This is a genomic window from Vibrio sp. Sgm 5, assembly GCF_026241575.1.
Taxonomy (GTDB): domain Bacteria; phylum Pseudomonadota; class Gammaproteobacteria; order Enterobacterales; family Vibrionaceae; genus Vibrio; species Vibrio jasicida.
Genome location: NZ_JAPHPY010000021.1, coordinates 1 through 22,377 on the forward strand (window position 1 = coordinate 1; position 22,377 = coordinate 22,377).

At 46.4% G+C, this 22,377-nt stretch carries 20 protein-coding genes and 1 pseudogene; 12 read left to right on the plus strand and 9 right to left on the minus strand.

Going from position 1 to position 22,377, the window contains the following annotated elements:
* Positions 1 to 91: 91 nt before the first annotated feature.
* Positions 92 to 454 (plus strand): RidA family protein, encoded by a 363-nt coding sequence (locus OQJ86_RS13035; RefSeq protein ID WP_005534602.1) that lies wholly within the window; start codon positions 92 to 94, stop codon positions 452 to 454.
* A gap of 117 nt (positions 455 to 571) precedes the next feature.
* Here OQJ86_RS13035 and OQJ86_RS13040 read toward each other — a convergent pair whose 3' ends face one another.
* Complete coding sequence (locus OQJ86_RS13040) at positions 572 to 1,363, minus strand: PhzF family phenazine biosynthesis protein (protein ID WP_265988021.1); 792 nt, start codon at positions 1,361 to 1,363, stop codon at positions 572 to 574.
* Between the two features lie 468 nt (positions 1,364 to 1,831).
* Between OQJ86_RS13040 and OQJ86_RS13045 the strand changes: the two genes are divergently transcribed.
* Entirely contained in the window at positions 1,832 to 2,365 is a 534-nt protein-coding gene (locus OQJ86_RS13045) for a YbhB/YbcL family Raf kinase inhibitor-like protein (RefSeq protein ID WP_005435484.1), read from the plus strand.
* Positions 2,366 to 2,402: 37 nt separating this feature from the next.
* Positions 2,403 to 3,185 carry an AraC family transcriptional regulator gene (locus tag OQJ86_RS13050; protein WP_265988022.1) on the plus strand — a complete coding sequence of 261 codons (783 nt, stop codon included), beginning with the start codon at positions 2,403 to 2,405 and terminating at the stop codon, positions 3,183 to 3,185.
* A gap of 16 nt (positions 3,186 to 3,201) precedes the next feature.
* Here OQJ86_RS13050 and OQJ86_RS13055 read toward each other — a convergent pair whose 3' ends face one another.
* The 4 genes from OQJ86_RS13055 to OQJ86_RS13070 form a co-directional block, all read right to left on the minus strand.
* Positions 3,202 to 3,420: a hypothetical protein gene (locus OQJ86_RS13055; protein ID WP_038875496.1), complete on the minus strand. Its 219-nt coding sequence runs from the start codon at positions 3,418 to 3,420 to the stop codon at positions 3,202 to 3,204.
* 154 nt (positions 3,421 to 3,574) lie between these two features.
* On the minus strand, positions 3,575 to 4,630 hold the full coding sequence (gene arsB, locus OQJ86_RS13060) for an ACR3 family arsenite efflux transporter (protein WP_102389474.1): 1,056 nt from the start codon (positions 4,628 to 4,630) through the stop codon (positions 3,575 to 3,577).
* An 86-nt stretch (positions 4,631 to 4,716) separates the two neighbouring features.
* A complete protein-coding gene (locus tag OQJ86_RS13065; protein WP_265988023.1) occupies positions 4,717 to 5,058 on the minus strand; it encodes an ArsR/SmtB family transcription factor in 342 nt (113 codons plus the stop codon).
* Between the two features lie 228 nt (positions 5,059 to 5,286).
* Complete coding sequence (locus OQJ86_RS13070) at positions 5,287 to 5,418, minus strand: hypothetical protein (protein WP_258070517.1); 132 nt, start codon at positions 5,416 to 5,418, stop codon at positions 5,287 to 5,289.
* Positions 5,419 to 5,645: 227 nt separating this feature from the next.
* Here OQJ86_RS13070 and OQJ86_RS13075 point away from each other — a divergent pair, with 227 nt between their 5' ends.
* Positions 5,646 to 7,418, plus strand: a complete 1,773-nt coding sequence (locus OQJ86_RS13075) for an SgrR family transcriptional regulator (RefSeq protein ID WP_042605684.1) — start codon at positions 5,646 to 5,648, stop codon at positions 7,416 to 7,418.
* 9 nt (positions 7,419 to 7,427) lie between these two features.
* On the opposite strand, the gene OQJ86_RS13080 is transcribed toward OQJ86_RS13075, so the two are convergent.
* Positions 7,428 to 8,303 carry a LysR family transcriptional regulator gene (locus OQJ86_RS13080; RefSeq protein ID WP_265988026.1) on the minus strand — a complete coding sequence of 292 codons (876 nt, stop codon included), beginning with the start codon at positions 8,301 to 8,303 and terminating at the stop codon, positions 7,428 to 7,430.
* Positions 8,304 to 8,431: 128 nt separating this feature from the next.
* Here OQJ86_RS13080 and OQJ86_RS13085 point away from each other — a divergent pair.
* Positions 8,432 to 9,400 (plus strand): annotated as a pseudogene (locus OQJ86_RS13085) (aldo/keto reductase).
* A gap of 9 nt (positions 9,401 to 9,409) precedes the next feature.
* Positions 9,410 to 9,796, plus strand: a complete 387-nt coding sequence (locus OQJ86_RS13090; protein WP_265988027.1) for a GlcG/HbpS family heme-binding protein — start codon at positions 9,410 to 9,412, stop codon at positions 9,794 to 9,796.
* Between the two features lie 226 nt (positions 9,797 to 10,022).
* Here the strand turns inward: OQJ86_RS13090 and manA are convergent, their stop codons facing one another.
* The 3 genes from manA to mngA form a co-directional block, all read right to left on the minus strand.
* Positions 10,023 to 11,216, minus strand: a complete 1,194-nt coding sequence (gene manA, locus OQJ86_RS13095) for a mannose-6-phosphate isomerase, class I (RefSeq protein ID WP_265988028.1) — start codon at positions 11,214 to 11,216, stop codon at positions 10,023 to 10,025.
* A 115-nt stretch (positions 11,217 to 11,331) separates the two neighbouring features.
* Entirely contained in the window at positions 11,332 to 13,986 is a 2,655-nt protein-coding gene (mngB, locus tag OQJ86_RS13100) for a mannosylglycerate hydrolase (protein WP_265988029.1), read from the minus strand.
* A gap of 421 nt (positions 13,987 to 14,407) precedes the next feature.
* Positions 14,408 to 16,342: a PTS 2-O-a-mannosyl-D-glycerate transporter subunit IIABC gene (gene mngA, locus OQJ86_RS13105; RefSeq protein ID WP_265988030.1), complete on the minus strand. Its 1,935-nt coding sequence runs from the start codon at positions 16,340 to 16,342 to the stop codon at positions 14,408 to 14,410.
* 313 nt (positions 16,343 to 16,655) lie between these two features.
* Between mngA and OQJ86_RS13110 the strand changes: the two genes are divergently transcribed.
* The 6 genes from OQJ86_RS13110 to OQJ86_RS13135 all read left to right on the plus strand — a co-directional run bounded on the left by OQJ86_RS13110 (position 16,656) and on the right by OQJ86_RS13135 (position 22,369).
* Positions 16,656 to 17,375 (plus strand): GntR family transcriptional regulator, encoded by a 720-nt coding sequence (locus OQJ86_RS13110; RefSeq protein ID WP_020194774.1) that lies wholly within the window; start codon positions 16,656 to 16,658, stop codon positions 17,373 to 17,375.
* A gap of 475 nt (positions 17,376 to 17,850) precedes the next feature.
* Entirely contained in the window at positions 17,851 to 18,294 is a 444-nt protein-coding gene (locus OQJ86_RS13115) for a PTS sugar transporter subunit IIA (protein WP_005425097.1), read from the plus strand.
* 12 nt (positions 18,295 to 18,306) lie between these two features.
* On the plus strand, positions 18,307 to 19,728 hold the full coding sequence (locus OQJ86_RS13120) for a PTS mannitol transporter subunit IICB (protein WP_102848030.1): 1,422 nt from the start codon (positions 18,307 to 18,309) through the stop codon (positions 19,726 to 19,728).
* A gap of 47 nt (positions 19,729 to 19,775) precedes the next feature.
* Positions 19,776 to 21,047: a zinc-binding dehydrogenase gene (locus tag OQJ86_RS13125; protein WP_265988031.1), complete on the plus strand. Its 1,272-nt coding sequence runs from the start codon at positions 19,776 to 19,778 to the stop codon at positions 21,045 to 21,047.
* Between the two features lie 59 nt (positions 21,048 to 21,106).
* The gene (locus tag OQJ86_RS13130) at positions 21,107 to 21,625 is read left to right on the plus strand and encodes an MltR family transcriptional regulator (protein WP_005435522.1); all 519 of its coding nucleotides are present in this window, start codon (positions 21,107 to 21,109) and stop codon (positions 21,623 to 21,625) included.
* A gap of 9 nt (positions 21,626 to 21,634) precedes the next feature.
* On the plus strand, positions 21,635 to 22,369 hold the full coding sequence (locus OQJ86_RS13135) for a nucleoside/nucleotide kinase family protein (protein ID WP_265988034.1): 735 nt from the start codon (positions 21,635 to 21,637) through the stop codon (positions 22,367 to 22,369).
* The last annotated feature ends 8 nt before the right edge of the window (positions 22,370 to 22,377 follow it).

The following is a 22,377-nucleotide window of genomic DNA, read 5'->3' on the forward strand; positions in this document are numbered from 1 at the left end:
GTTCTCTCTTGGTTGAAAGATCTGATCGCAGAACCAGCTTTTAGTTCACTTCTATTTTTATCCCGAGTTCAGGTTAATTAAGAGAAATAACATGACAATTCATCGTATTAATCCATGTAAACGTTGGTCTGATGTAACGGTATTCAACGGTATTGCCAACTTTGTTGAGGTGGCAGAAGCAGATACAACTGCAGATATGAAAGGACAAGTACAACAGATTTTCGACCAAGCCGAGCAAATGCTAGCCAGTGTTGATAGCGATAAGTCGCGCATCTTATCTGTGACGATTTACGTGACAGATTTTGCTAACTTCGATGCCCTTAACGAAGTATGGGATGCGTGGTTCCCTGAGGGCTGCGCACCGAGCCGTGCTTGCGTCAAAGTTGAATTGGCGAATCCTGAACTATTGGTAGAAATGGCTTTTGTTGCTGCTGCAGGTGAGAAGTTCCAGTAGCTCGACGTCACTCCAGTCAAACCATCAAACCCAGCGTTATCCTCAAGCCCAGTGTTATATAGTTCAATAACGCCGGGCTTTGTTCTATTGGGCTAATGCTAAAGACAAGCTAAAGGTCTACACAAAAATCTTACCTTTCATGTAAAGCACGCCGTCGCCAGATACTCTTACTTGTTCGCCAATAACTTCGCAATGAAGAATACCTCCGCGCTGAGAAGCTTGGTAAGCGACCAGTGATGTTCTGCCTAATTCTTCTGCCCAGAACGGTGCTAATCCAGCGTGAATCGAGCCGGTTACGGGGTCTTCGTCGCCACCATTTGCAGGCCAAAAGTAACGCGATACAAAGTCTTGTTGATCGCCTTTCGCAGTAACGACCACATCGTAAGGAGCGAGAGTCTTGAGATGTTCTGAACGGTATTGAACCTCAAGTACCTCCTGTTGGCTGTCGACTACCACGAAGTACGCTTGGGGGCTAAGCAGTACGTGTTCCACATCGCAACTTAAGCCTTCAATTAATGCCGAGGGAATATCAGAAACGGCTTTTGGAGGACGAGCAGGGAACGTCATTTCAATCTTACCTTGCGCATTCTTTTCTACGGTGAGCGTTCCTACTTCCAGAGTATGAAATTCAATCGTGCCACTAATGCCAAGCTCATCAAACAGCACTAACGACGAGGCTAGCGTTGCGTGCCCACAAAAGTCGATTTCAGTAATCGGAGAGAACCAACGAATCTCATATTGGTTTGCGCCAATGGATTTTAGAAAGGCCGTTTCCGATAAGTTGTTTTCTGTCGCGATACTTTGCATCAACTCTGGAGCAAGCCATTCCTCTAACGGCACCACCGCTGCAGAGTTGCCTTTGAATTGCGTATCGGTGAAGGCGTCCACCACGTAGATATCCAGTTTCATTTACGCTTCCTTGTTTGCTTTGGGCTAATGAGCATATACCCAAGTAACCTCGAGATGCTAGGTTCAGCGAGAATGACTTGGTTTGTAGACGCGGCGGCGATTTAAAGGTCTAGTGGATCTAAATCAAGAATCGACAACAAAGTATACAAGCCAAATCCCTTACTATTTGCAAAGAGGTCCCTTTGGGAGCGTGTCATTGCCCCGATTGCTGCGTCAAACAACTTTGAAAGAGCTGGCTATTACGCTGCGTTGTTTTCCTTGAACTCGAGTCAATGACAGCGCTCTGAATCCTGCATCTTGAAGTCACTTGGGCAGACACCAAATAGGTCGCCAGTAAGCACGAATTTGAAAATATTACGAAAAGTATCACTGATTAGCTTAAAATGAATGCTATTGATACTTAATGATGGGTTGCTGTTTCTTTTTGGACATACACTTATTCCGAACTTAAGAAATAGGAGCATCATCATGAAAGCAATCACTACATCGGTTTTGGCATTAAGCTTATTGGCAGTTGGTTCAGCGCAAGCATTTGAGTTAACCAGTAAAGATATCCAAGAAGGTCATCCTATGGCGAAGACCTTCGAATACAACAGTTGGGGCTGTAATGGTGGCAACCAATCTCCACAATTGATGTGGAAGGATGCGCCAGCCGGAACTAAGAGTTTTGCAATCACGGCTTATGACCCTGATGCACCTACTGGCAGTGGTTTCTGGCACTGGGTTGCGTTTAACATTCCAGCTTCAGTTAGCGAACTGCCACGCGCAGTGAACATTGAAAAATTGGGCGGTAAAGAGTCACGTATTGACTACGGAACAGTTGGTTTTGGTGGCGTTTGCCCACCAGAAGCAGATGGCATGCACCGCTACCAATTCACGGTTTGGGCATTGCCAACAGAGAAGCTAAACCTAGATGAAAACACACCAGCTGCTGTGGTTGGTTTTACGCTTAACAGCATGGCGTTAGACAAAGCAAAACTGACGGCGACGTACACACGTTAAGCCGTAATAGATAGATGATAAAAAACGAGGGGAATAGATGAGCCATCAATATCGAGTCACGTTGTTTCGTGCCGAGCAGTTACAGAAACTGCGTAATGTGAAGATCCATTCCCCAAGTATTATTCAGATCATCACAGGCAGTAAGCGTCTTTTCTGGAAAGAATCGGCGCTGGATCTTTCCAATTCTGAGCTGCTGCTTTGTGAGGCTTCTGCATCGCTGAGTTTTGAGAACTTACCGCAAAAAGGTAAGTTTCTCTCTAGAATGTTCAGCTTTCACTGCTTGCCGTCAGAAGCAATGCTTGAACTGAGTGCAAGCATTGATAAGGGTGAAGAAAAGCCGACATTAGAAGCCGATAAAGCCTTGGAAGACACGCTCAATGCTCTGTTCTCGTTTGACCAACAAACCATGAGCAAAGATACCCAAACCTTCTGGGTAATGGGGTTATATCAACAACTTGCCGAGCGTGGTGTGTTGCATCATTTGTTTGCGAGTGCGAATACAACATTCAGCCAGAAGCTGAGCCGTTATTTGTCGTATTCCCCGGGAGAGGAACACACTTTAGAGCTGGTGGCTGAGCGTTTTGCCATGAGCCGTGCGACCATGATTCGTAAGCTCAAGCAAGAGGGTACTCAGTATCGGGAAGTGCTTGCAGAAGTTCGCTTAAATCATGCGCTGCACTTAATGCAAAACGGTCACTACAGCGTGGCGATGCTGGCGCAATTATGTGGATATCAATCTGAAGGGCGTTTTAGCCAGCGTTTTAAAGGTAAATTCGGCCTAACACCGAGTGATTACATCAAAACGGTGGTCGTCAATTAATGTGTCCTGAATAAAACTAAGCGCGTTTTACTGAGCTTAATGTGCTCGAAGACTTAGAATCCGCAATCGCAAGATCGGACAAGAGTTGTTGCAGTAGTTCTGCTGCATGAACGTTCGCGCGCACTTTGTCGACATCGGTCAAAGTTGTGCTGTCTTCCTCTTCTAGACATTTAATCGTCTGTTGTGAAAGCTTGAGAACAGCATGCCACTTCAGTTTTTTATATTCTAAATTCATTACTCAAACTCCTATATGAATTTCTAATTTAAAACATTGTTCAAAACTTTGAGTTAGCAAATTGGATTTTGTTGATCTCATCATGCCTAGCATGGAAAACAAAAAGCGCCCGTCGCTTTAACGACGGGCGCTTTCAAGTCACTATAACCTTTGGTTATTTGTAGTATTTCTTTTTCATTTTGAGTGCTACGTTTACCAAAGCAATCAATACAGGCACTTCGATCAGTGGACCAATGACACCAGCAAAAGCTTGGTCTGAGTTTAGGCCAAACACCGCGATAGAAACCGCAATTGCCAATTCAAAGTTGTTGCCCGTTGCCGTGAAAGCAATCGATGCGTTTTTGTCGTAGTCGATGCCCATTTTCTTACCAACGAAGAAGCTGACAAAGAACATCAACACAAAGTAGATAGCCAGTGGAATTGCTACACGGAATACATCCATTGGCAGTTCAAGAATCATTTCACCTTTCAAGCTGAACATCAGTACGATGGTCGCAAGCAGGGCGATAAGCGTAATTGGTGAAATGCGTGGGATGAACACGTCGTTGTACCACTGCTCACCTTTCGCAGCGACCAGCCATTTACGGCTTAGGAAGCCCGCTAGGAATGGGATACCAAGGTAAATCAAAACGCTTTCCGCGATGTCCATCATTGAGATATCAACCACGAAACCTTCGTAACCAAAGACTGGTGGTAATACAGTGATGAACAACCATGCCATCACACTGTAAGTCACGATTTGGAAAGCGCTGTTTAGTGCAACTAGGGCTGCGCCGTATTCTTTGTTACCGCCACCGATATCGTTCCATACCAATACCATCGCAATACAACGAGCAAGACCGATCAGAATGATACCAACCATGTAACCCGGATGATCACCTAGGAAAGTCAATGCAAGGATGAACATCAAAATAGGGCCGACAATCCAGTTCATGACCAAAGACAGCGTGATCGCTTTTCTGTCTTTAGTGACGGTACCTAATAGGTTGTAATTTACTTTTGCCAGAGGCGGGTACATCATTAAAATCAAACCAATCGCTAGTGGGATGTTTGTGCTGCCCACTGACATTGATTCATTCCATTCAGCAACCTGCGGAAAAGCAGCGCCAATACCTACACCGATTGCCATTGCCACAAAAATCCAAACCGTTAAATAACGATCGAGGAAGCTCATTTTGTTGCTGGCACTATTTAAAACTTGAGTAGTCATAGTGGTCTCTTTATTCGTTTATCGTCGAAAGGCGATAGTTAAAGGTATAGTTTATCTCTGCACACCTGACCAGTGTGCAAAGTCAATTAATCAAATAACTTGGAAAATCCTAGATTGAACTTATCAAACGCGTCGCGTTGAATGCGGTAACAAACCTTAGGTGGGTTTGGCTCCGCGCTGATAAAGCCTGCTTGCTTGAGAATACGCAAGTGCTCGGAAACAGTAGATTGTGCAAGACCCAGTTCAGAAACCAAATCACTGTTCAAACAACCGCCCATGGTATGGAGAGTGTGCAGGATATGCAGAATGCGCAAACGTGCTGGATGTGACAAAGCTTTTGCTTGTGCTGCTAGAGTTTGTTCTTTCTCGAGCTGTTGTTGTGTTGTCTGAAAAACAACTTCGCACGTGTCGTTGCACTTATCACTCATTCGCTGGCCTTAATAGTTAATCGTCGAATTGCGATAAAGTGTACGCCTGAAGAGCTAAGGATGCAACTACAGAATCGAAACTAAGTAAAAACGCAAGGCAAGTATGAATAATTTGCGGGGTTTAATTGCAAAGCTAGGTCATTGGCTTGAGGAAAAAGAAAAGCAGAACTTAAAGATACAACGAAGTGGGGGTGTAGTATCAGGAGCTAAGTTCTGCTTAAGGTTCGTTTACCAGTTGAAGAAATCGTTCATTGTTACCAGAGCCATTACTTCAAGCTTGTTGTCCGAATGCGCAACGCGCTCTCGGAAATAGGTTGCCATCGTAGGCATGTCTTTCGCTGATCGAAATCGGAATCGCATAGTGTTTCCTCCTTGTTGCTGACAGGGTCAGTATGCGAAGAAAAGAGGAGCTGAAAAAGAGAGTAGATTTCTGTGGTTTATTCCTAGTTAGCCCCAGAAGGTGCGCTAACTCACCGATTTTTGTGTTAGTGGGGGTAAAAAGGGGAACAAAGTGTTTGGAAGTTTTCTTATTTTCTCTCGGATAAGTTGAGTAAAATAAACCTATATCCACTTTTTGAGGGCGCGCGGTGTCTGATCTCAACTTGTTCCGCTACTACCAACGACTCACTCCCTTTGGCGTGGGGAGTGAAGCCAAAACCACATTGCAGGAAGTCGCTGACTTGCTGTTCACTTCTCCTCGCCATGCACGCAGCTTACTGTCGCAAATGCAGGAGCAAGCATGGTTGAGTTGGCTGCCAAAAGCGGGACGAAATCAGCGTTCAACGTTATTGCTGAACATCGAGTTGAGTGCGTTAAAAGAAAGCCTCGCACTGGAGCGAATCAAGCTGGGTAAATACGAAAAAGCGTTGGCGATTCTCGATGAAGATGAAGCTGCGTTTGGACGTTTGCTCAAAACCACTTCTGGGGCGTCTGTTCAAGAAGGTCGACTCAACATTCAGCTCACCTACAAACGTATGTTTGAGCGTATTGTTCCTCATCAACTGCACCGCAGCAGTGAGCGCTTCTTCTTGCGTCAAATCTACTGTTGTTTGGTATCCAGTGACTACAACGGAGTGGTGAAGCCAGAGCTTGCTCATCATTGGCGTTACGACGAGAAAAGTTACGAATGGACCTTTTATCTGCGCCCGGGCTTAACCTTTCACAATGGTGCACCGATTGATGCAGATACCGTTGTTAGCCTGTTTGCTAAGCTCAGTTCTCTTGAGTTGTATGAGAAAGAGCTCGCTCATGTCGATAACATTACCGCGCCAAACCCACTTAAGGTTGTGTTTACCCTCAGCAAGCCAGATTTGGGTTTTGCTGGGCTTATTTCGGGCGTGAAGTACGGCATCCAACCCGTTAGCCAAGTGAACGTTGCCAATAACAACTTGGTCGTTGGCAGTGGTCCTTTCTCTGTGATTGAACACAGTGCTCATCGATTAAAACTACAAGCTTTTGACGGCTATTACGCCTGTCGAGTTCTGACCGACATGGTGACAATCTGGATCGTCAATGATGAGAAAATGGAGAACCCATCCCTAGCTGCAAATACACCGCCGAAGCAGGTAGAGAAAGCGGACGACGAGCTTGCCGACAGCATGTGCGGGCACTATATGTCGACACAAGATGCGGAAGTGGCTCCGGCGAGTCAGCGCAGTCGCACCGAGGACGGCTGCTTGTTCGCCTTGTTCAATCAACATGCAAAGTATCCTCTGTCTCAAGCGCAGCGTCGTTACATCGCCGAGTTGATTCAACCGGAGCGCCTTGCTGATGTGATGCGCAAAGAAAAAATCGTGTTTGGCAGCGTGCCTGCTTACAACATGTTGCCAACGTGGAAGCCCGTATTAAGACCGTTTGGTGAAGAAAGCAAACTGCCTAAACATATCACCATCGCAGGATACAACTACACAGCATTGAGACGATGTGCGCGTGCAATTGCTAACCTACTTGAAGGGACGGGAAGCAAAGTCGGCATTGTGATGTATTCCTACCGAGAGCTAAGCGAAAAAGCCAAAAACGGCACGCTAGATGAAACCTTGGTGGTGACGAACATCAACTTGGATGACAACCGTCATGCATCGGCGTTTACCAACTTCTTTAGCAATACCGTGTTGCACCACACTTTGGGTGAAGAGAATGCGACTTGGTTGGATGAGCAATTAGAGAAAGTGCGCGCGTATACTTCGCTGGAAGGTTATCTCAAAGCGCTTGAACCTATTGCTTCCACACTCGTCAGCGAGTATTGGATTGCACCTATGTTCCACCATACGCAAACTTTGCGCTTCCAAGGCGTATTAGAAGACGTTGCACTAACTAACTGGGGATGGCCAGATATCCGCTCGGTGTGGTCAGCGGATTAACTGCCTTAGTTATCTAGCAAAGTGCTGCTTCACGAATTCAATGAAGGCCTTGGTTTTCGCCGATTGATAGATGAGTTGCGGATACACTAAGTAAACCGTGTTGTGCTGGTAGTCAGTTTCTTGCGATAGAACCTGTACTAGTCGGCCATTATCAACGTCTTGCTCGACAAAGTAACTTGCTAATCGCGCAACGCCATTGCCAGACAGGGCTGATTCTTTGAGTAAGCGGTTTTCATTGCTAGAAAGCCAACCTTGGGTTTGAACCGTTCCCGTTCTTAAAGGCCATTCTTTTTGATGCAACGTGGTTAAGCATTGATGGCTTTTTAAATCATCTAATGTCTCCGGCGTGCCTTGTTCGCGCAGATACAGAGGAGAGGCAACCAGCCAGTGGTGGTAGTCCAAAAGGTGATGCGCAATCATATTCTCGGGCGGCGTTCTTGTCGCTCGAAACGCAAAGTCGACGCTGGTTTCCGTCAGATTAAATGCTTGATAGCTAGAAAGGATCTCGAACTCTACGTTTGGATGTAGAGCGCGAAACGCCACGCATAAATCATGCAGCACCGCTTCAGCAAACATCTTGGGAGCGGTAAGACGAATCAGACCGTCTATTTGCTCAGATTGCTGACTTAAACTCTTTTCCATTTCCATTACGCGACGTTTGAGATCTTCCGCTTGTGCAAAGATCGACTCACCCTCTGCCGTCAATCTGACGCTGCGTGTGGTTCGAACAATCAAAGGCGTGGCGAGTTCCGATTCCAATCGCTTTATTTGTTCCGACAGGTAACTTTTAGAAATGCCAAGTTGCTCTGCTGCTCTAGAAAAGTTGAGTGTTTGAGCCACTTCGGCAAACAGCATCAGTTTTTCGATTCTCTTGTAATCTGCCATCTTGATTGTTCGTTAACGAGGATAATGAATTCGATTTTACGGTATTAAACTAATTTTTACGAACGGTAAGATGGTTCGAGTTAACTTAAGTAATTGAACATGCAGAAATCGGAAAAGTGAGAATAACGATGAACAATCCAACACTACCGCTCGCCAAAACCTTACCTAACGTTAGCCGCTTGGTCTTCGGCTGCATGGGGCTTGGAGGGGAGTGGAATCGCAACCCATTAACCGCCCAAGATGAAAACCAAGCTCATGCCGCTGTAGAGGCTGCATTAGAGGTGGGCATCAATCTCTTTGATCATGCGGATATCTACAAATTCGGTAAGGCAGAAGAAGTGTTTGGGCGTATCTTAGCCAATGACTCAACCTTACGAGAACGAATGTATCTGCAATCCAAGTGCGGCATCCGTCTAGGAGATGAGCAAGGTGTTAAGCAGTATGACTTCTCTGCTAAATGGGTGACGGCTTCTGTTGAGGGCATTCTTGAGCGCCTTGGCGTGGAGAATCTTGATGTTTTGATGCTGCATCGTCCTGATCCTTTGGTTGAATTTGAAGAACTTGGCACAGCGCTCCAAGCACTGAAACAAGCTGGCAAAGTTAACCACCTTGGTGTCTCTAACATGAACAGTGCTTAAATTGATCTTCTCCAACAAGCCACGGGTGAAGTTATCGTGGCGAACCAGTTGGAAATGAGTCTGGCTAAGTCTGAATTCATCAAGCAGGGCATGGGGCTTCCTTCGTCTGCATCTGACTACGTTGCGGGAACACTGGAACATGCTCGTAAGCACAATATCCAATTGCAAGCGTGGGGCAGTATGGCGCAGGGAAGATTCTCAGAGCGTGGCTTACATTCTGATGATCACAACACCAGACAGACGGCGGAGATGGTGATGGTGCTTGCAGCTGAATATGGCGTATCGTCTGAGGCGATTGTTTTAGCCTTCCTGACGCGTCATCCAAACCAAATTCAGCCTGTTATTGGTACTGCAAACCCACAACGTATTCGTGCTTGTGCTCAAGTAGAGAACGTCACGCTGTCGCGCAGCCATTGGTATGGATTGTTGGAGAAAACCCTTGGCCATGAGATTCCTTAGGAGAGAAAAATGAAATATGTACAAGTTCAAACTCTGATTCAAACGGCATTGGAAATTGCTGCTACTCGCAAGCAAAACATTGCGGTTGCCGTGGTTGATACGCATGGCGAATTGCTCGGTTTTGCCCGAATGGATGATGTGAGTGTGCAAGCAGGTTTGTTGGCACAAAATAAAGCCTACACCTCGGCTAGAGACCGTCAGCCTAGTGGAAATCTGGGCGCTTGGGCTCGTGAGACGGGTAAGCAGTTGAGCTATTGGACTGATCCAAAGATCACGGGCTTTATGGGCGGTGTACCTGTAGAACAAGAGGGGAAAGTCGTTGGTGCAATTGGTATCAGTGGGTTGGCTGAGCAAGACGATGAAGCACTTGCGATGGAAGTATTAAAAGCGCTGTAAACAAAAAATCCCACCAATGCTCTTCGCTAGACATTGGTGGGGATGGTCAAAATGATGGAGTTGACCACGAATATCAACGGTAAATGCCTGCTCGTCTTCGAAAAGCGTCATCGAATTGGAGCGTGACTGCTGACCACTGACAAAATCAGCGCAAACCTAGGTTAGGAGCGTGCTTACTGGATAACAGAAAGCTGCTATCCAATAAGCTGTCAGTTCATTTTGCCAATCAGTTAAAGGCGCGAGCTAAGGTGCCATGACCTTGGCAAACGTACTTTACTGAGTTGCTGCAGACGAATACCGATTCACCCGCTTTCAGTGTGATGTGCTCGTCTTGGCTAGAAACCGAGATTTCCCCTTCGATACAAAACAAAATCTCTGCGCTACGCACGAATTGAGTCGTTGCTGTACCTTCAACAGCCATCACTTCAAAACCGAAATCATCCACCGGAATTGGGTAACTAAGCTTGCCTTGTTTATGTACTGGCGCGAGCTTGATCTGCTCTGGGTCAATCGCGTTGAAGATGGTGTTGTCGATAAGCTCAGGAACGTCGATGTACTTAGGTGTTAAGCCAGCGCGCAACACGTTGTCTGAGTTCGCCATGATCTCCAAACCTGTCCCTTGAACGTATGCGTGTGGCGTTTCAGCATGGAGGAACATCGCTTCGCCCGGAGCCAGTTCAATCGTGTTCAACATCAATGGCGAAAACAGACCAATATCGTCCGCGTAATGCTGACGGAAGTCTTGAATATAGCCATAAGCTTCTCGTGCCATAGCGGTTTTTGCAGGGCGCTCTAGGCTTGCGTAAAGCTCATTCAAAGCCTGCTGTTTGCGCTCGCCTTCTAACGACATAATTGCTGAGAAGAACACTTTGAGACCTTCACTGTTTGGTGTGGTTTTCAGTGCGTTGATTTCTGTCTCTAGAGCAGAGATGTTCGCTTGCTCAAACAGAGATAAGATCTGCTCAATTGGACGGAAGCCGTTCATCGCTTTGTAAAACGTCAGCGCGTAAACCAACTCCGGTTTATGGTTTGGATCTTTGTAGTTACGGTTGGCAGCATTAAGTGGAATGCCTTGCTCGTTTTCACGAGCGAAGCCAATTTCCGCTTTGTGCTTACTAGGGTGCACTTGGATAGACAGCGGTGTTTCAGCGGCAAGCACTTTAAATAGGAATGGCAGTTCACCAAAACGTGCAGCGGTGTAATCACCCAGCGATTGCGTTTTGTTTTGGTTGATGACTTCTGACAACAGTTGTTTGGTGTCAGCAAGCTTTGAACAGCCGTTTGGATGAGCTCCCATCCAGATTTCTGCTTGTGGCTCGTTCGCTGGATTGTCGATGCCGAATAAATCATGAATCGAGGTGTGGCTGCCCCAAGCGTAGTTTTGAATCACATTGTCCAGTTTGAATAGAGCGTGTTGCATGGCGATATTCTCTTGATTGGAACGAAAGAAGAGGAGAGGCTTGCTCCACGATGAGAGCAAGCCTGAGTCGGTTTGGACGGGTTATCTAGTTGATGACCTTATCCTGAGAACCGGATTAGAACTTCACTTGGAAAGACTTAACCTGACACGGTTTCAGCGCGCCGAACGATGCAGTGTCCACTTCATTTGGTAGCACTTTCTCGTCTAGCTGTGTTTCTTTCCATGACGTTACTTCTGAAGTAAACGCCACGGTGTCGTTAATCACTTCGCTCTCTGATGGGTTGTAGACGCGCAGAATGAGTGCATCCTCGTCTTCCGCCTTCTTCAGTACGCTCAGTACTGCGCCTTCTAGCGATTTGTTTAGTAAGCTGTGCGTTAGCGGTAAATTTTGCTCGCCTACGTTCAGCTTCATCGCGTTGTAAGGGATCTTGTTGTAGCACTGGATTGGAGTCACGTTGTCACGCGCCGCTGCCATTACGTTTGCTTCGATGTGGTTGCCCGCGAAACCAAACAGTGCGAACTCACAAACGATCTTGCCGCGTACTTGTGAATCTGGCGTCGGGATCTTGATACCAGATGGACGACCCGGACGAAGCAACAACTCTTCTTTACCCAACACGCCGATACCACGCAGAAGGGTTAGGGCGAATGTGTCACGCTCTTCATTGCCTTGGCTTGAAATCACTTCAAACTCACGCAGACCGTTGCTCATCAACGCCATACCACCTTGTGCGTTCTCAACCGCAGCAAAGTTCATTAGCTGGTAAACCGGCACTGGTGCTTCTTTCCAGCCGTCTGCTTCCCAGTTCGCCATTTCTGGATCGTTCGTTGGACGAGTGATCAAACCGAACTGGTTGTCCGCTACTACGGTTTCAGACACAAACGGCGTTGGTACCAATACGCGAACGCGGTGGTCGTCAGCTTGGTTGTCCAGCTCCATGCGAACTTCAATACGGCGTGTACCTTGTTTTAGAACCACTTGGCAGTTCACGTCTAGGTAACCGTTTTGACCTGTGCGCTCTTCACGTTGCTGTAGGTTCTCAGGCAAGTTCATGCGCAGTTTGATGGTTGCCACAGATTGGAAACCTTCGTGCTTCACATTCACTTGTGCATCGAATTCGTCTGAGTACAGTAGCCACTCTTTACGCGAAGGTGAGTAGTCGTATTCGTCGCCATCGTCAGAGCCGTCTTCAATGCGCAGCGCTTGTTCGTAAAGGTGCTCTGTCTCTTTGTCGAAGATGTTCAGAGTGCCGTTTGCGTTTACGTTGATTCGGTAGAATTCGTTCTCTAGCAGGCTATTTTCATATGAGAAAGCTTTCTGCTCAGCCACTTTTTGCGTGCCTTTCTCATTCGCTTGAATGTGTAGGGTAGTGAAGCCCATCGCTGGCACAGTGTGCTTGATTTGAATATCGTATTCGATGAACGGGTCGTAGTTACCGTAGTGAACGATTTGACGGTCAATCTTACCTGGATCGATTACGCGTTGATCTTGGATGAAGTACTCAACTGGCGTGCCGTTTTCATCAAACAAGTTGAACTGTTCTGCACGGATAGTGATGGTGGTGTTTACCACTTCTTCACGAGCGTATGGCGATAGGTTGAATAGTGCTAGCTTGTCGCAACCTTCGCGTGCAGGCATGTGGTCAACAATCTTACGTTTGTAGAAGTTGATCAGGTTGGTCGCCATGTCGTCAGCAAGGATGTAACGGTTCAAGATCTCTGCGTGTACTTTGTCTGAACAGCAGCAGCCAATCGAGTCGTGAGCGTGGTTCTTCATGCTCTCTTTCCACATCTTCTCGATTAGACCGTGGTGGTATTCGAAACCTAGTGTCCATGCGATAGACGCCAGTGGCTCAAGAATGTTTACGATCTTGTTTTCTACTTCTGCGTGGATCAGTTTGATGTCCATACGCGTTGAAGAAATAGTACGGTGAACACGCATGTATTTACCGTCGTTGAACTCGCCTTTGATGGTATCAAGCTGATCGCGCTCGGCCTCAATACGCTCGAACACTTCTTCAAAGCGGCTCATTTTGAATTCTTTGTATGGGTAGATTTCACGTAGCTTATCCATCACCTCGAAGATGTCTTTTTGGATAGGCATTTGGTCGTGACCGTTTGGTAGTAAGATGTCTTTAGTTACCGACGGTTTTTCAAGCACTGGGAAGTACTTATCTAGACGTGCGCGCAGACCTTCTTCGTCTTGCGGTAGGTATTTACCAATCGCGTAGCCCAGTGGCAGTACCTGCGCAGAGACTTCGCTGCCATCGTTTGATTGCCACAAAAACTCGGTTTTATCTGTGCCGTGACGCTCTGAACAACCACGCCAGAATATCGCGCGATTGATGCCAAAACCGTTGTAGATAGCTGGTAGCTGAGAGCTCATAGAGAACGAATCTGGTAGGTAACCAATCTTCATTGGCTCGCCTAGCGCTAGACAGTCGCGCAATCCGTAAAGCATGTTACGTACGATAGATTCACCAGATACTTGCATCGTATCCGTTTGAGAGTACCAAGGGCCAACAATCAGTTTGCCTGCTTGTACTAGCTCACGTACGCGCTCTTTGTTTTCTGGCTTGATTGCGAAGTAATCTTCCAGAACTGCGGTTTGACCGTCTAGAACATAGTATTTGTAGTCTGGATCGTTTTCCAGACGAGTCATGATTTCTTCCATGTTGTTCACTAGCAGAATGCGAGACTCTTCTGTAGTGAAGTACCATTCACGATCCCAGTGCATGTGAGGAGTAATATGAACGCGAGATGTAGTCATAACTTTTACCGTCTTAGGCAATAATTGCCGTTAATTTGTTTTAAATTTGATTGTTTTCTATTCGTTTTTGCGGCATTTATGCTTGCCGACGAATATTTAGGGCGCAGAAATCCCACGCCCAAAGTTTGTGTTGAGCGAATCTATATACCCAAGTGATTTCAAACTGCAGGATTCAGAGCGTTGTCATTGATTCGAGTTCAAGGAAAACAATGCAGTGTAATAGCTCTCTATTTCCAAATTGTTTGAAGCAGAAATCGGGTCAATGACACGCTCCCAAAGGGCGAGTTGCCTTGGCATGTATACTTTGTTGCCGATTTTTGATTTAGACCCACTAGACCTTCAAATCGCCGCCGCGTCTACAAACCAAGTCATTCTCGCTGAACCAAGCAGCTTGAAGTTACTTGGGTATAAATAATTCGAATTAATGTTGAGCAGCAGCCTCAGTGACAAATTTGCCCTTTTTTACTGCGTGTGCTCGCCACATGATGAGAGTGATGGTCGAGATAGTTGCACCAATCAGCGCAGCGCCAAACCAGATTGCCGCAGCAGTGAATGCGCCTAGACCTGCATCGTGTAGTAGGAAGATTGAGAAGATACCTGCCCCCGGAGTCGATAGACCTACGCCAGCAGCACCTACCATTGCGCCTGTTACGACAGAGCCAAGTAGGAATGAGCCAATAACGCGGATTGGGTCTTCGATAGCCATCGGAATCGCACCTTCAGTGATGCCCGCTAGACCAAGCAACCAAGTTGATTTACCCGTCTCGATTTCGAAGTCTTTGAACAGGCGAGGTGCAAGCATGGTTGAAGCCGTTACTGTGAACGCAGAGACCATTTTCACCGAACCGAAGATAGCGTATGGGCCGTAAACACCGTTCGCCATTGCACCCAGACAGAATGCGTAAGCGGCTTTGTTAACTGGACCACCAAGGTCGAACGATACGAATAAACCAATTACTGCGCCTAGAAGTAGGGCGTTGGTGCCAGACATGCCGTTTAGCCAATCCGTCAAACCTTGGTTTAGCCAAGCAACAGGTTTACCGATAACGAACAGCATCAATGAGCCAGCAACCAAAGTACCGATAACCGGGTATAGGTAGAAAGTTAGGAAGCCATTGAACGCAGGGTTTAGACGTACGTTTTCTTTTACCCAACGCATGACGTAACCGGCAATCAAGCCACCGACAACACCACCAAGGAAGCCAGAGCCGATAAGGTTTGCTGCAATACCTGCGGCAAAGCCTGGACCAAGCGCTGGTTTATCTGCCAATGAGTAAGCGGTGTATGCCGCCAGTACAGGAACCATCAATGTACCCAGTAGACCACCACCTAGCTTGCGGTACATCCACAGCCAAGAGCCTTCTTCTGCATACAAATCTTGTAGGTTGAACATTTGTGCCAATAGCACGGCAACAGCAAGTACGGTACCGCCAGCAACGATAAGAGGAACTGCGTAAGAGATACCTGATAGAAGTGCTTGTTTTAGTTCAGTTTTAAGTGGTAGTTTCTTCGGTTTGTCGTTGGTTGCAACTGCAGCACCAGCGCTTCGACCTGCTTTACCTGCTTCAACCGCTTCGTTAAGAATGCGCTCAGAGTGCTTGATTGGCTCAGCAACTGGCACTTCTACACGAGGAATACCGTCAAAACGCTCTAACTCTTTGATTGCCACTTCAGCCGCGAAGACGACCGCAGTTGCACTGTTGAGCTGTTCAGCAGTCAGACGATCTTCAATCCCGTTTGCGCCTTGCTTTTCAACATGCACGTTGTAACCCAGCTTCTTACCTGTCTTCTCTAGGTATTCTGCTGCCATGTAAGTGTGCGCAATACCCGCAGGGCAAGCCGTCACACAAACGATGGTTGGTGCATTTGTATCTAATTGGTCTTGTTTTTCTTCTTGCTCTGCTTGACCATCAAGCAAAGCGAAAATTTGTTCTACATTTGTAGCATTTAACACTACTTCACGAACATCGTCATCCACTAGCGTTGTGGTCAGTTCGGTCAGCAGGTGCATGTGTGTTGAACCTGCTTCCGCATTTGGAATTGCGATTAGGAAGATCAGGTTTACGTCTTCGTCTTCATCCAGACCTTGCCACTTTAAGTCTTGTTTTAGTGTGGCTACGGCAAATGCCGCCTCTTTTACTGCATCTGTCTTACCGTGCGGTACTGCCAAGCCTTCGCCTAGCGCCGTCGGGCCTTGCTCTTCACGAGCAAACACTGCTTGTAGGTATTCTTCCTTGTTATGCAGTTTGCCTTGCTGGTCTAGCTGGTCGGCAAGTGCACGAATCGCTGCGTCACGACTTTCGAACGTCGTTTGTAGGTTTATCAGCGATGGGTTTGTAAGAGAGGTTAATTTCATAACTTTTGTCCCATTGTCACATTCGACATTGTTGTGCATTCAACAATGATGTGAATAATACCTTTTAAATACAAATGATCCGTGACCAGGATCGCAGTTGAATTAAAATATGTATTATTGTTGTATTGTTTTGGCTTGTTTTTGTATGCCGATATTCGAACAAGTGCTTGTCATGTTGACCTGAATTCGTATTATAGAGCCCATAAACCAAGTCTTTCTTGCAATGATAGTTCACTCCAGTGTGCTCGGTTCTTGAGTTGTCTCAAACAAGTTCACTTGAATGGTCATTTGTATTGTTTTTATAGAGGTAAACATGGCAAGACTGCCAATGTATCGCCAGATTGCGGATGCGATTCGCGAGAAGATCAGCGATGGCGAATACAAAGTAGGAACCGCTCTTCCTACCGAAGCTCAGTTACGCGAAGAATTTTCTTGTAGCCGAGTCACGGTTCGCCAAGCGTTAAAATTGCTGATTGAAAATGGTGAACTGGAGAGTGTGCAAGGTAGTGGTACCTATGTGAAAGAGAACAAGGTTAACTACGACATTTACCAGCAGACCAGCTTTGCAGAGAAGTGGGCGCACCTAAATGCAGTGACGCACAGTGATGTGGTCGCGTTCGAGATTACCAAAGCATCGCTCACGATGGCTGATGCGCTGAACATTAATGAAGATGACAAAGTCTTTTACGTGAAACGTGTTCGTTACCTTGATGACAACCCAATCACGGTAGAAGAAACTTGGCTGCCGACAGACATGTTCCCAGACCTCACCTACCAAGTGATGCAAGGTTCTAAGTACCACTTTATCGAGAAAGAGAAGGGCATGGTGATTGATCGCAGTGAGCAAGAAATCATCCCGGTATTGCCACCGCAAGACATTGCAGAGTTGCTAGATATTGATCCGGCCGAGCCGATCATTGAAAAGCGCACGCGTGGTTTCTTACAAGGAGATGTGGTGTTTGAATATAGCCGCAACTACTTTAAATCGACTGACTACAAGTTTACGCTGGTGGCAAAACGTCATAAGTCGTAAGCGCGATACTACGCATTTCATTTTAAACCCGCCACTCGGCGGGTTTTTTGTGTCTTTACTCTTCCGGCCTTCTGTTCGCTCTATGCTGAAACTAAGCAACGTTTCGATTTCTTTTAACAAACAAGTGTGATGATTATCCCTGTTTGAAACTCACTAGCGCCGAATTAGTGGAAAATGAAGTTTGAATTTAATCACGATAAATGGCGAGTCAAGAGTCGTAATGTGATCAAGATATATTATTGCGAATTTCTAGAAATGTTTGGATAGGTGCGGAGGTTCAAATTATGCCTATTGACATGTTGCTGAAAGAAAATTTGTTGCTAACTTTCTTCATCTATTTTTGAGCTACGTTCATTAAAACAAATTGACAGCCATTTAATTGTGATTTGTTGCACAAAAGAGGCGTGCTTGCGCGGTTCTACGACTCTTATTGATAATTAACCCATCGATACCGAACTGTTGATAGGGTTTAAAAATGCTGTATGAATTAATCGACCACGAACTAGTAGATGTTATTAATGACCGCGCTTACCAATGGCAAGACGCAGTTAAAAAGACAACGCAATACCTAGAAGACAAAGGTTATGTTTCTCAGCAATACGCGGATGCCATCATCCAATCGACCGAAGAAAATGGTCCTTACTATGTGTTGTGCCCTGGACTGGCGATGCCACATGCTCGCCCAGAAACCGGTGTCCTAAAAACGGGCTTGGGCATTCATATTTTCCCTTCACCAGTTGATTTTGGTTCGGACCTTGGTCCTGCCAACATTCTAATTACCCTAGCTGCAAAAGACTCTGATACCCACATTGAGGTGATTCAAGCGCTGAGCGAGATGTTTGTGGACGAAGAGAACATTGCAAAACTGGCACAAGCTTCATCTAAGGAACAAGTGCTAGACATAATAAAAGCATACTAAAAGGAACATAACGTGAAAGCAAACATGCGAGCTAATGTGCAAGCATTCGGGGGTCATTTGACCGCCATGGTGCTGCCAAATATCGGAGCCTTCATCGCTTGGGGCTTTATTACTGCACTCTTTATCCCAACAGGTTGGATGCCAAACGAAGCGTTTGGGGAACTTGTTGGTCCAATGATCACTTACTTATTACCACTGTTAATCGGTTATACCGGCGGTCAAATTGTTGGTGATAAACGCGGCGCGGTAGCCGGTGCCATCGGTACCATGGGGGTTATCGTTGGTGCGGACATCCCAATGTTTGTTGGCGCAATGATCATGGGCCCACTCAGTGCTTGGGTTGTGGTGCAAATGGATAAGCGAATCCAACACCGTATTCCTTCTGGTTTTGAGATGGTGGTGAACAACTTCTCACTAGGTATTGTGGGCATGATCCTGTGTCTGTTCGCCTACGAGATTGTTGGTCCTGCAGTAACAGCGGCAAACTTGTTTGTGAAATCAGGCATCGAAGCTTTGGTGGCGACGGGATTCCTTCCTCTGCTTGCGATCATCAACGAGCCGGCGAAAGTGCTGTTCCTCAACAACGCCATCGACCAAGGTATTTATTACCCACTAGGTCTGCAAGCGGCCGCTGAAACAGGTAAATCAATCTTCTTTATGGTGGCATCTAACCCAGGTCCGGGTCTTGGTATGCTGCTGGCTTACGCGAAGTTTGGTCAGGGTCTGTCCAAACGTTCTGCGCCAAGTGCCATCATCATTCACTTCTTCGGTGGTATTCATGAGCTGTACTTCCCGTACGTGTTAATGAAGCCAATCATGATCTTGGCAATGATTGCGGGTGCAGCGACAGGTATCGCAACCTTTAACTTACTTGATGCAGGTTTGGTTGCAGGTCCAAGTCCAGGTTCAATCTTCTCTTACCTAGCACTGACTCCGAAAGGCAGCTTCCTAGCGACCATCGCAGGCGTCACAACTGCAACGATTGTTTCGTTCCTTGTCGCAAGTGCGATTCTGAAGATGAGCAAAGCAGAAGACAAAGAAGACGAGTTTGAACAGTCTGTCTCTGATATGAAAGACATGAAAGCGGAAGGCACAATCAAACCAGTTGCTGCTGCAACACAAGAAGTAAACAAACCAATTGCATTTGTCGCATTCGCTTGTGATGCGGGTATGGGCTCAAGTGCGATGGGTGCTTCAACCTTCAAACGCAAGTTAGTTCAAGCCGGGATTGATATTGAAGTGAAGAACTTCGCCATCGAAAAAGTCCCAAGTGAAGCCGACATTGTCGTGACACACGAAAGCTTAGAAAGTCGAGCCATTAAAGCAACAGGCTTGCCGGTGGTAACGATTAAGAACTTCCTCAATGACCCAGCGCTCAATGAGCTGATGGATACGATTAAGCAACAAGCGGTCGCGACTGAGCAACCAGCCTAACAATGCAGTATGGGGTGGCACCTACCGCCCCATTTAGGAGAGAAATCATGGTACAAACAACGGCAGCGGTTATCTGTGGCGAGAAAGACGTTCAACTAAGAACCTTTGATTTGCCAAGCATTTCAGCCGATGAACTTCTGGTTAAAAACATTTCAAACAGCATTTGCCTGTCCACTTACAAAGCGGCATTGTTAGGTAGTAAACACAAACGCGTACCTGAGAACATCGATGAAGTGCCAGTGATGACGGGTCATGAATACGCAGGTGTGATTGTTGAAGTCGGTGAGAACCTAAAAGACCAATACAAAGCAGGCGATTACTTTGTTCTACAACCAGCAATGGGTTTGCCTACTGGTTACTCGGCGGGTTACAGCTACGAAACCTTTGGCGGCAACGCAACGTATTCCATCATTCCTAAAATTGCTATCGACTTAGGCTGTGTACTGCCTTACCACGGTGACTACTTTGCAGATGCGTCTTTGGCTGAGCCAATGTCATGCGTCATCGGTGCTTACCATGCGAGTTACCACACTACGCAATACGTGTACGAGCACGATATGGGCATCAAAGAGGGCGGAGCATTAGCGCTACTTGCGTGTGCTGGCCCAATGGGCATTGGCGCGATTGACTACGCGATTAACGGACCTGTGAAGCCAAAACTGATTGTGGTGACAGACATCGACGCTGCGCGCTTAGACCGAGCAGAGTGCTTAATCCCGGTTGAAAAAGCAAAAGAACAAGGCGTCGAACTGCATTACGTCAATACAGCTCAAGTCGATGATCCTGTGACTTATCTGAAAGCGCTGAACGATGGCAAAGGCTACGACGACGTGATGGTGTATGCAGCGGTATCGCAGGTGCTAGAACAAGCCGATGAGCTGTTGGGCAACGATGGCTGCTTGAACTTCTTCGCAGGCCCTACCGATAAAAAATTCAAAGTACCGTTTAACTTCTACAACGTGCATTACGAATCAACGCACATTGTTGGCACATCTGGTGGCTCGACCGGTGATATGGTGGAATCTATCGACTTGTCTTCACAAGGTAAGATCAATCCATCGTTCATGATCACCCACGTTGGTGGTCTGCAAGCTGCGCCACATACGATTCTGAATCAACTGGATATTCCGGGTGGTAAGAAGTTGATTTACCCACACATCGACCTGCCATTGACCGCGATTGATGATTTCCTATCGTTGGCAGACCAAGACCCATTCTTCGCCGAATTAGACGCAATTTTGAACGCGAATAACTATGTGTGGAACGCACATGCAGAAAAAGCGTTACTTGAGTTTTATGACGTGAGCTTAACGGTTTAGTTGCAACGAATTTGTGTGGTAGCCTTTGCGCTGCCACATAATGGAGAGGTCATAATACGTTGTCACGTGAAGACGAATTACTGGAGAAACTGGACGAGTGCGAAAATGCGACTGCGTTTCTTCAGGTTTCTAACAAAATAATTAACCTCAAGTTAAAAGCACTACTTCCGAGCGTGTTCGTCCAAGACGATCTAGTGAAGGAATATGCTGTGGATCCTTTATTGAAAGAAGATGGTCCGTTGGTGACGACCGATGTGGTATCGAAGCTGATGTTTGCGATGGGCAAAATCTCTTTGGAAACTTACGCCGATATCGGGTTGTACGATCAGGTCTTGGAGTACGTGGTTAGCCAACCGGAGAAAGTTGAATTTGCGGATGACGTGATTTACGACTTCATCAAAAACCAAGCGGTACTCTCTTCTCAGCAAGACAGCTTTTATCTTGAGTCGATCAATCAGCTTAAGTTCTCTTCGTTTGAGTCCTTTTCGCAAATGAGATACGAATCTCTCATCAAAACAGTGTTGAAGCTGTCATGTGAAATGTTGATAGAAAGAATCGAAGGGGAGATCAATCAATAAGGGTTCACCATGAAAGTGAATTTAAACGTCAGTGGTTTTGAAACCGAAGCTACCTTTCCCGATGCCGACGTAAAGCGAATCCATCAACCTCTTATCGAAAAATTTACCCGTCTTTATCATGAGAAGCAGGAACGCATTGTTGTGTTCTTGTGTGCCCCTCCGGGCAGCGGTAAGTCGACCCTAGCTGCGTTCTGGGAACACCTCTCTGAACAAGATGAAAACCAAGAGCCACTTCAGGTTCTGCCTTTTGATGGTTTTCACTACCCGAACGAAATCCTCGACAGCAACACCATTGAACGTAATGGTGAAATTGTTCCTCTGCGCAGCATTAAAGGCTCTTACGAGACGTTCAATCTCATTGAGCTTATCGATAAGCTGAAACAGCTTAAAGTGAAAGACAGCAAATGGCCTTACTACGACCGCAACTTACATGATCCGGTTGATGATGCCATTCAGGTTAACCGTAATATTGTCGTCGTCGAGGGCAACTGGTTGTTGCTAGATGAACCGGTATGGAAAGAACTGCATCGCTTGGCTGATTTTACGGTGTTTATTGATACTCAAGCGGAGTTTCTACAAGAGCGTTTAGTCAATCGTAAGATTCGTGGTGGCACAGACCCAGAAGTCGCCTTGGAGTTCTACTTGCGTTCGGATGCGGTCAACGTTGATAAAGTATTGAATCATTCGATTCCTGCAGACTTATCGTTGTTTCTTAATCAAAACGGTTCGTTCGAAATTCGATAGTTCGTCCA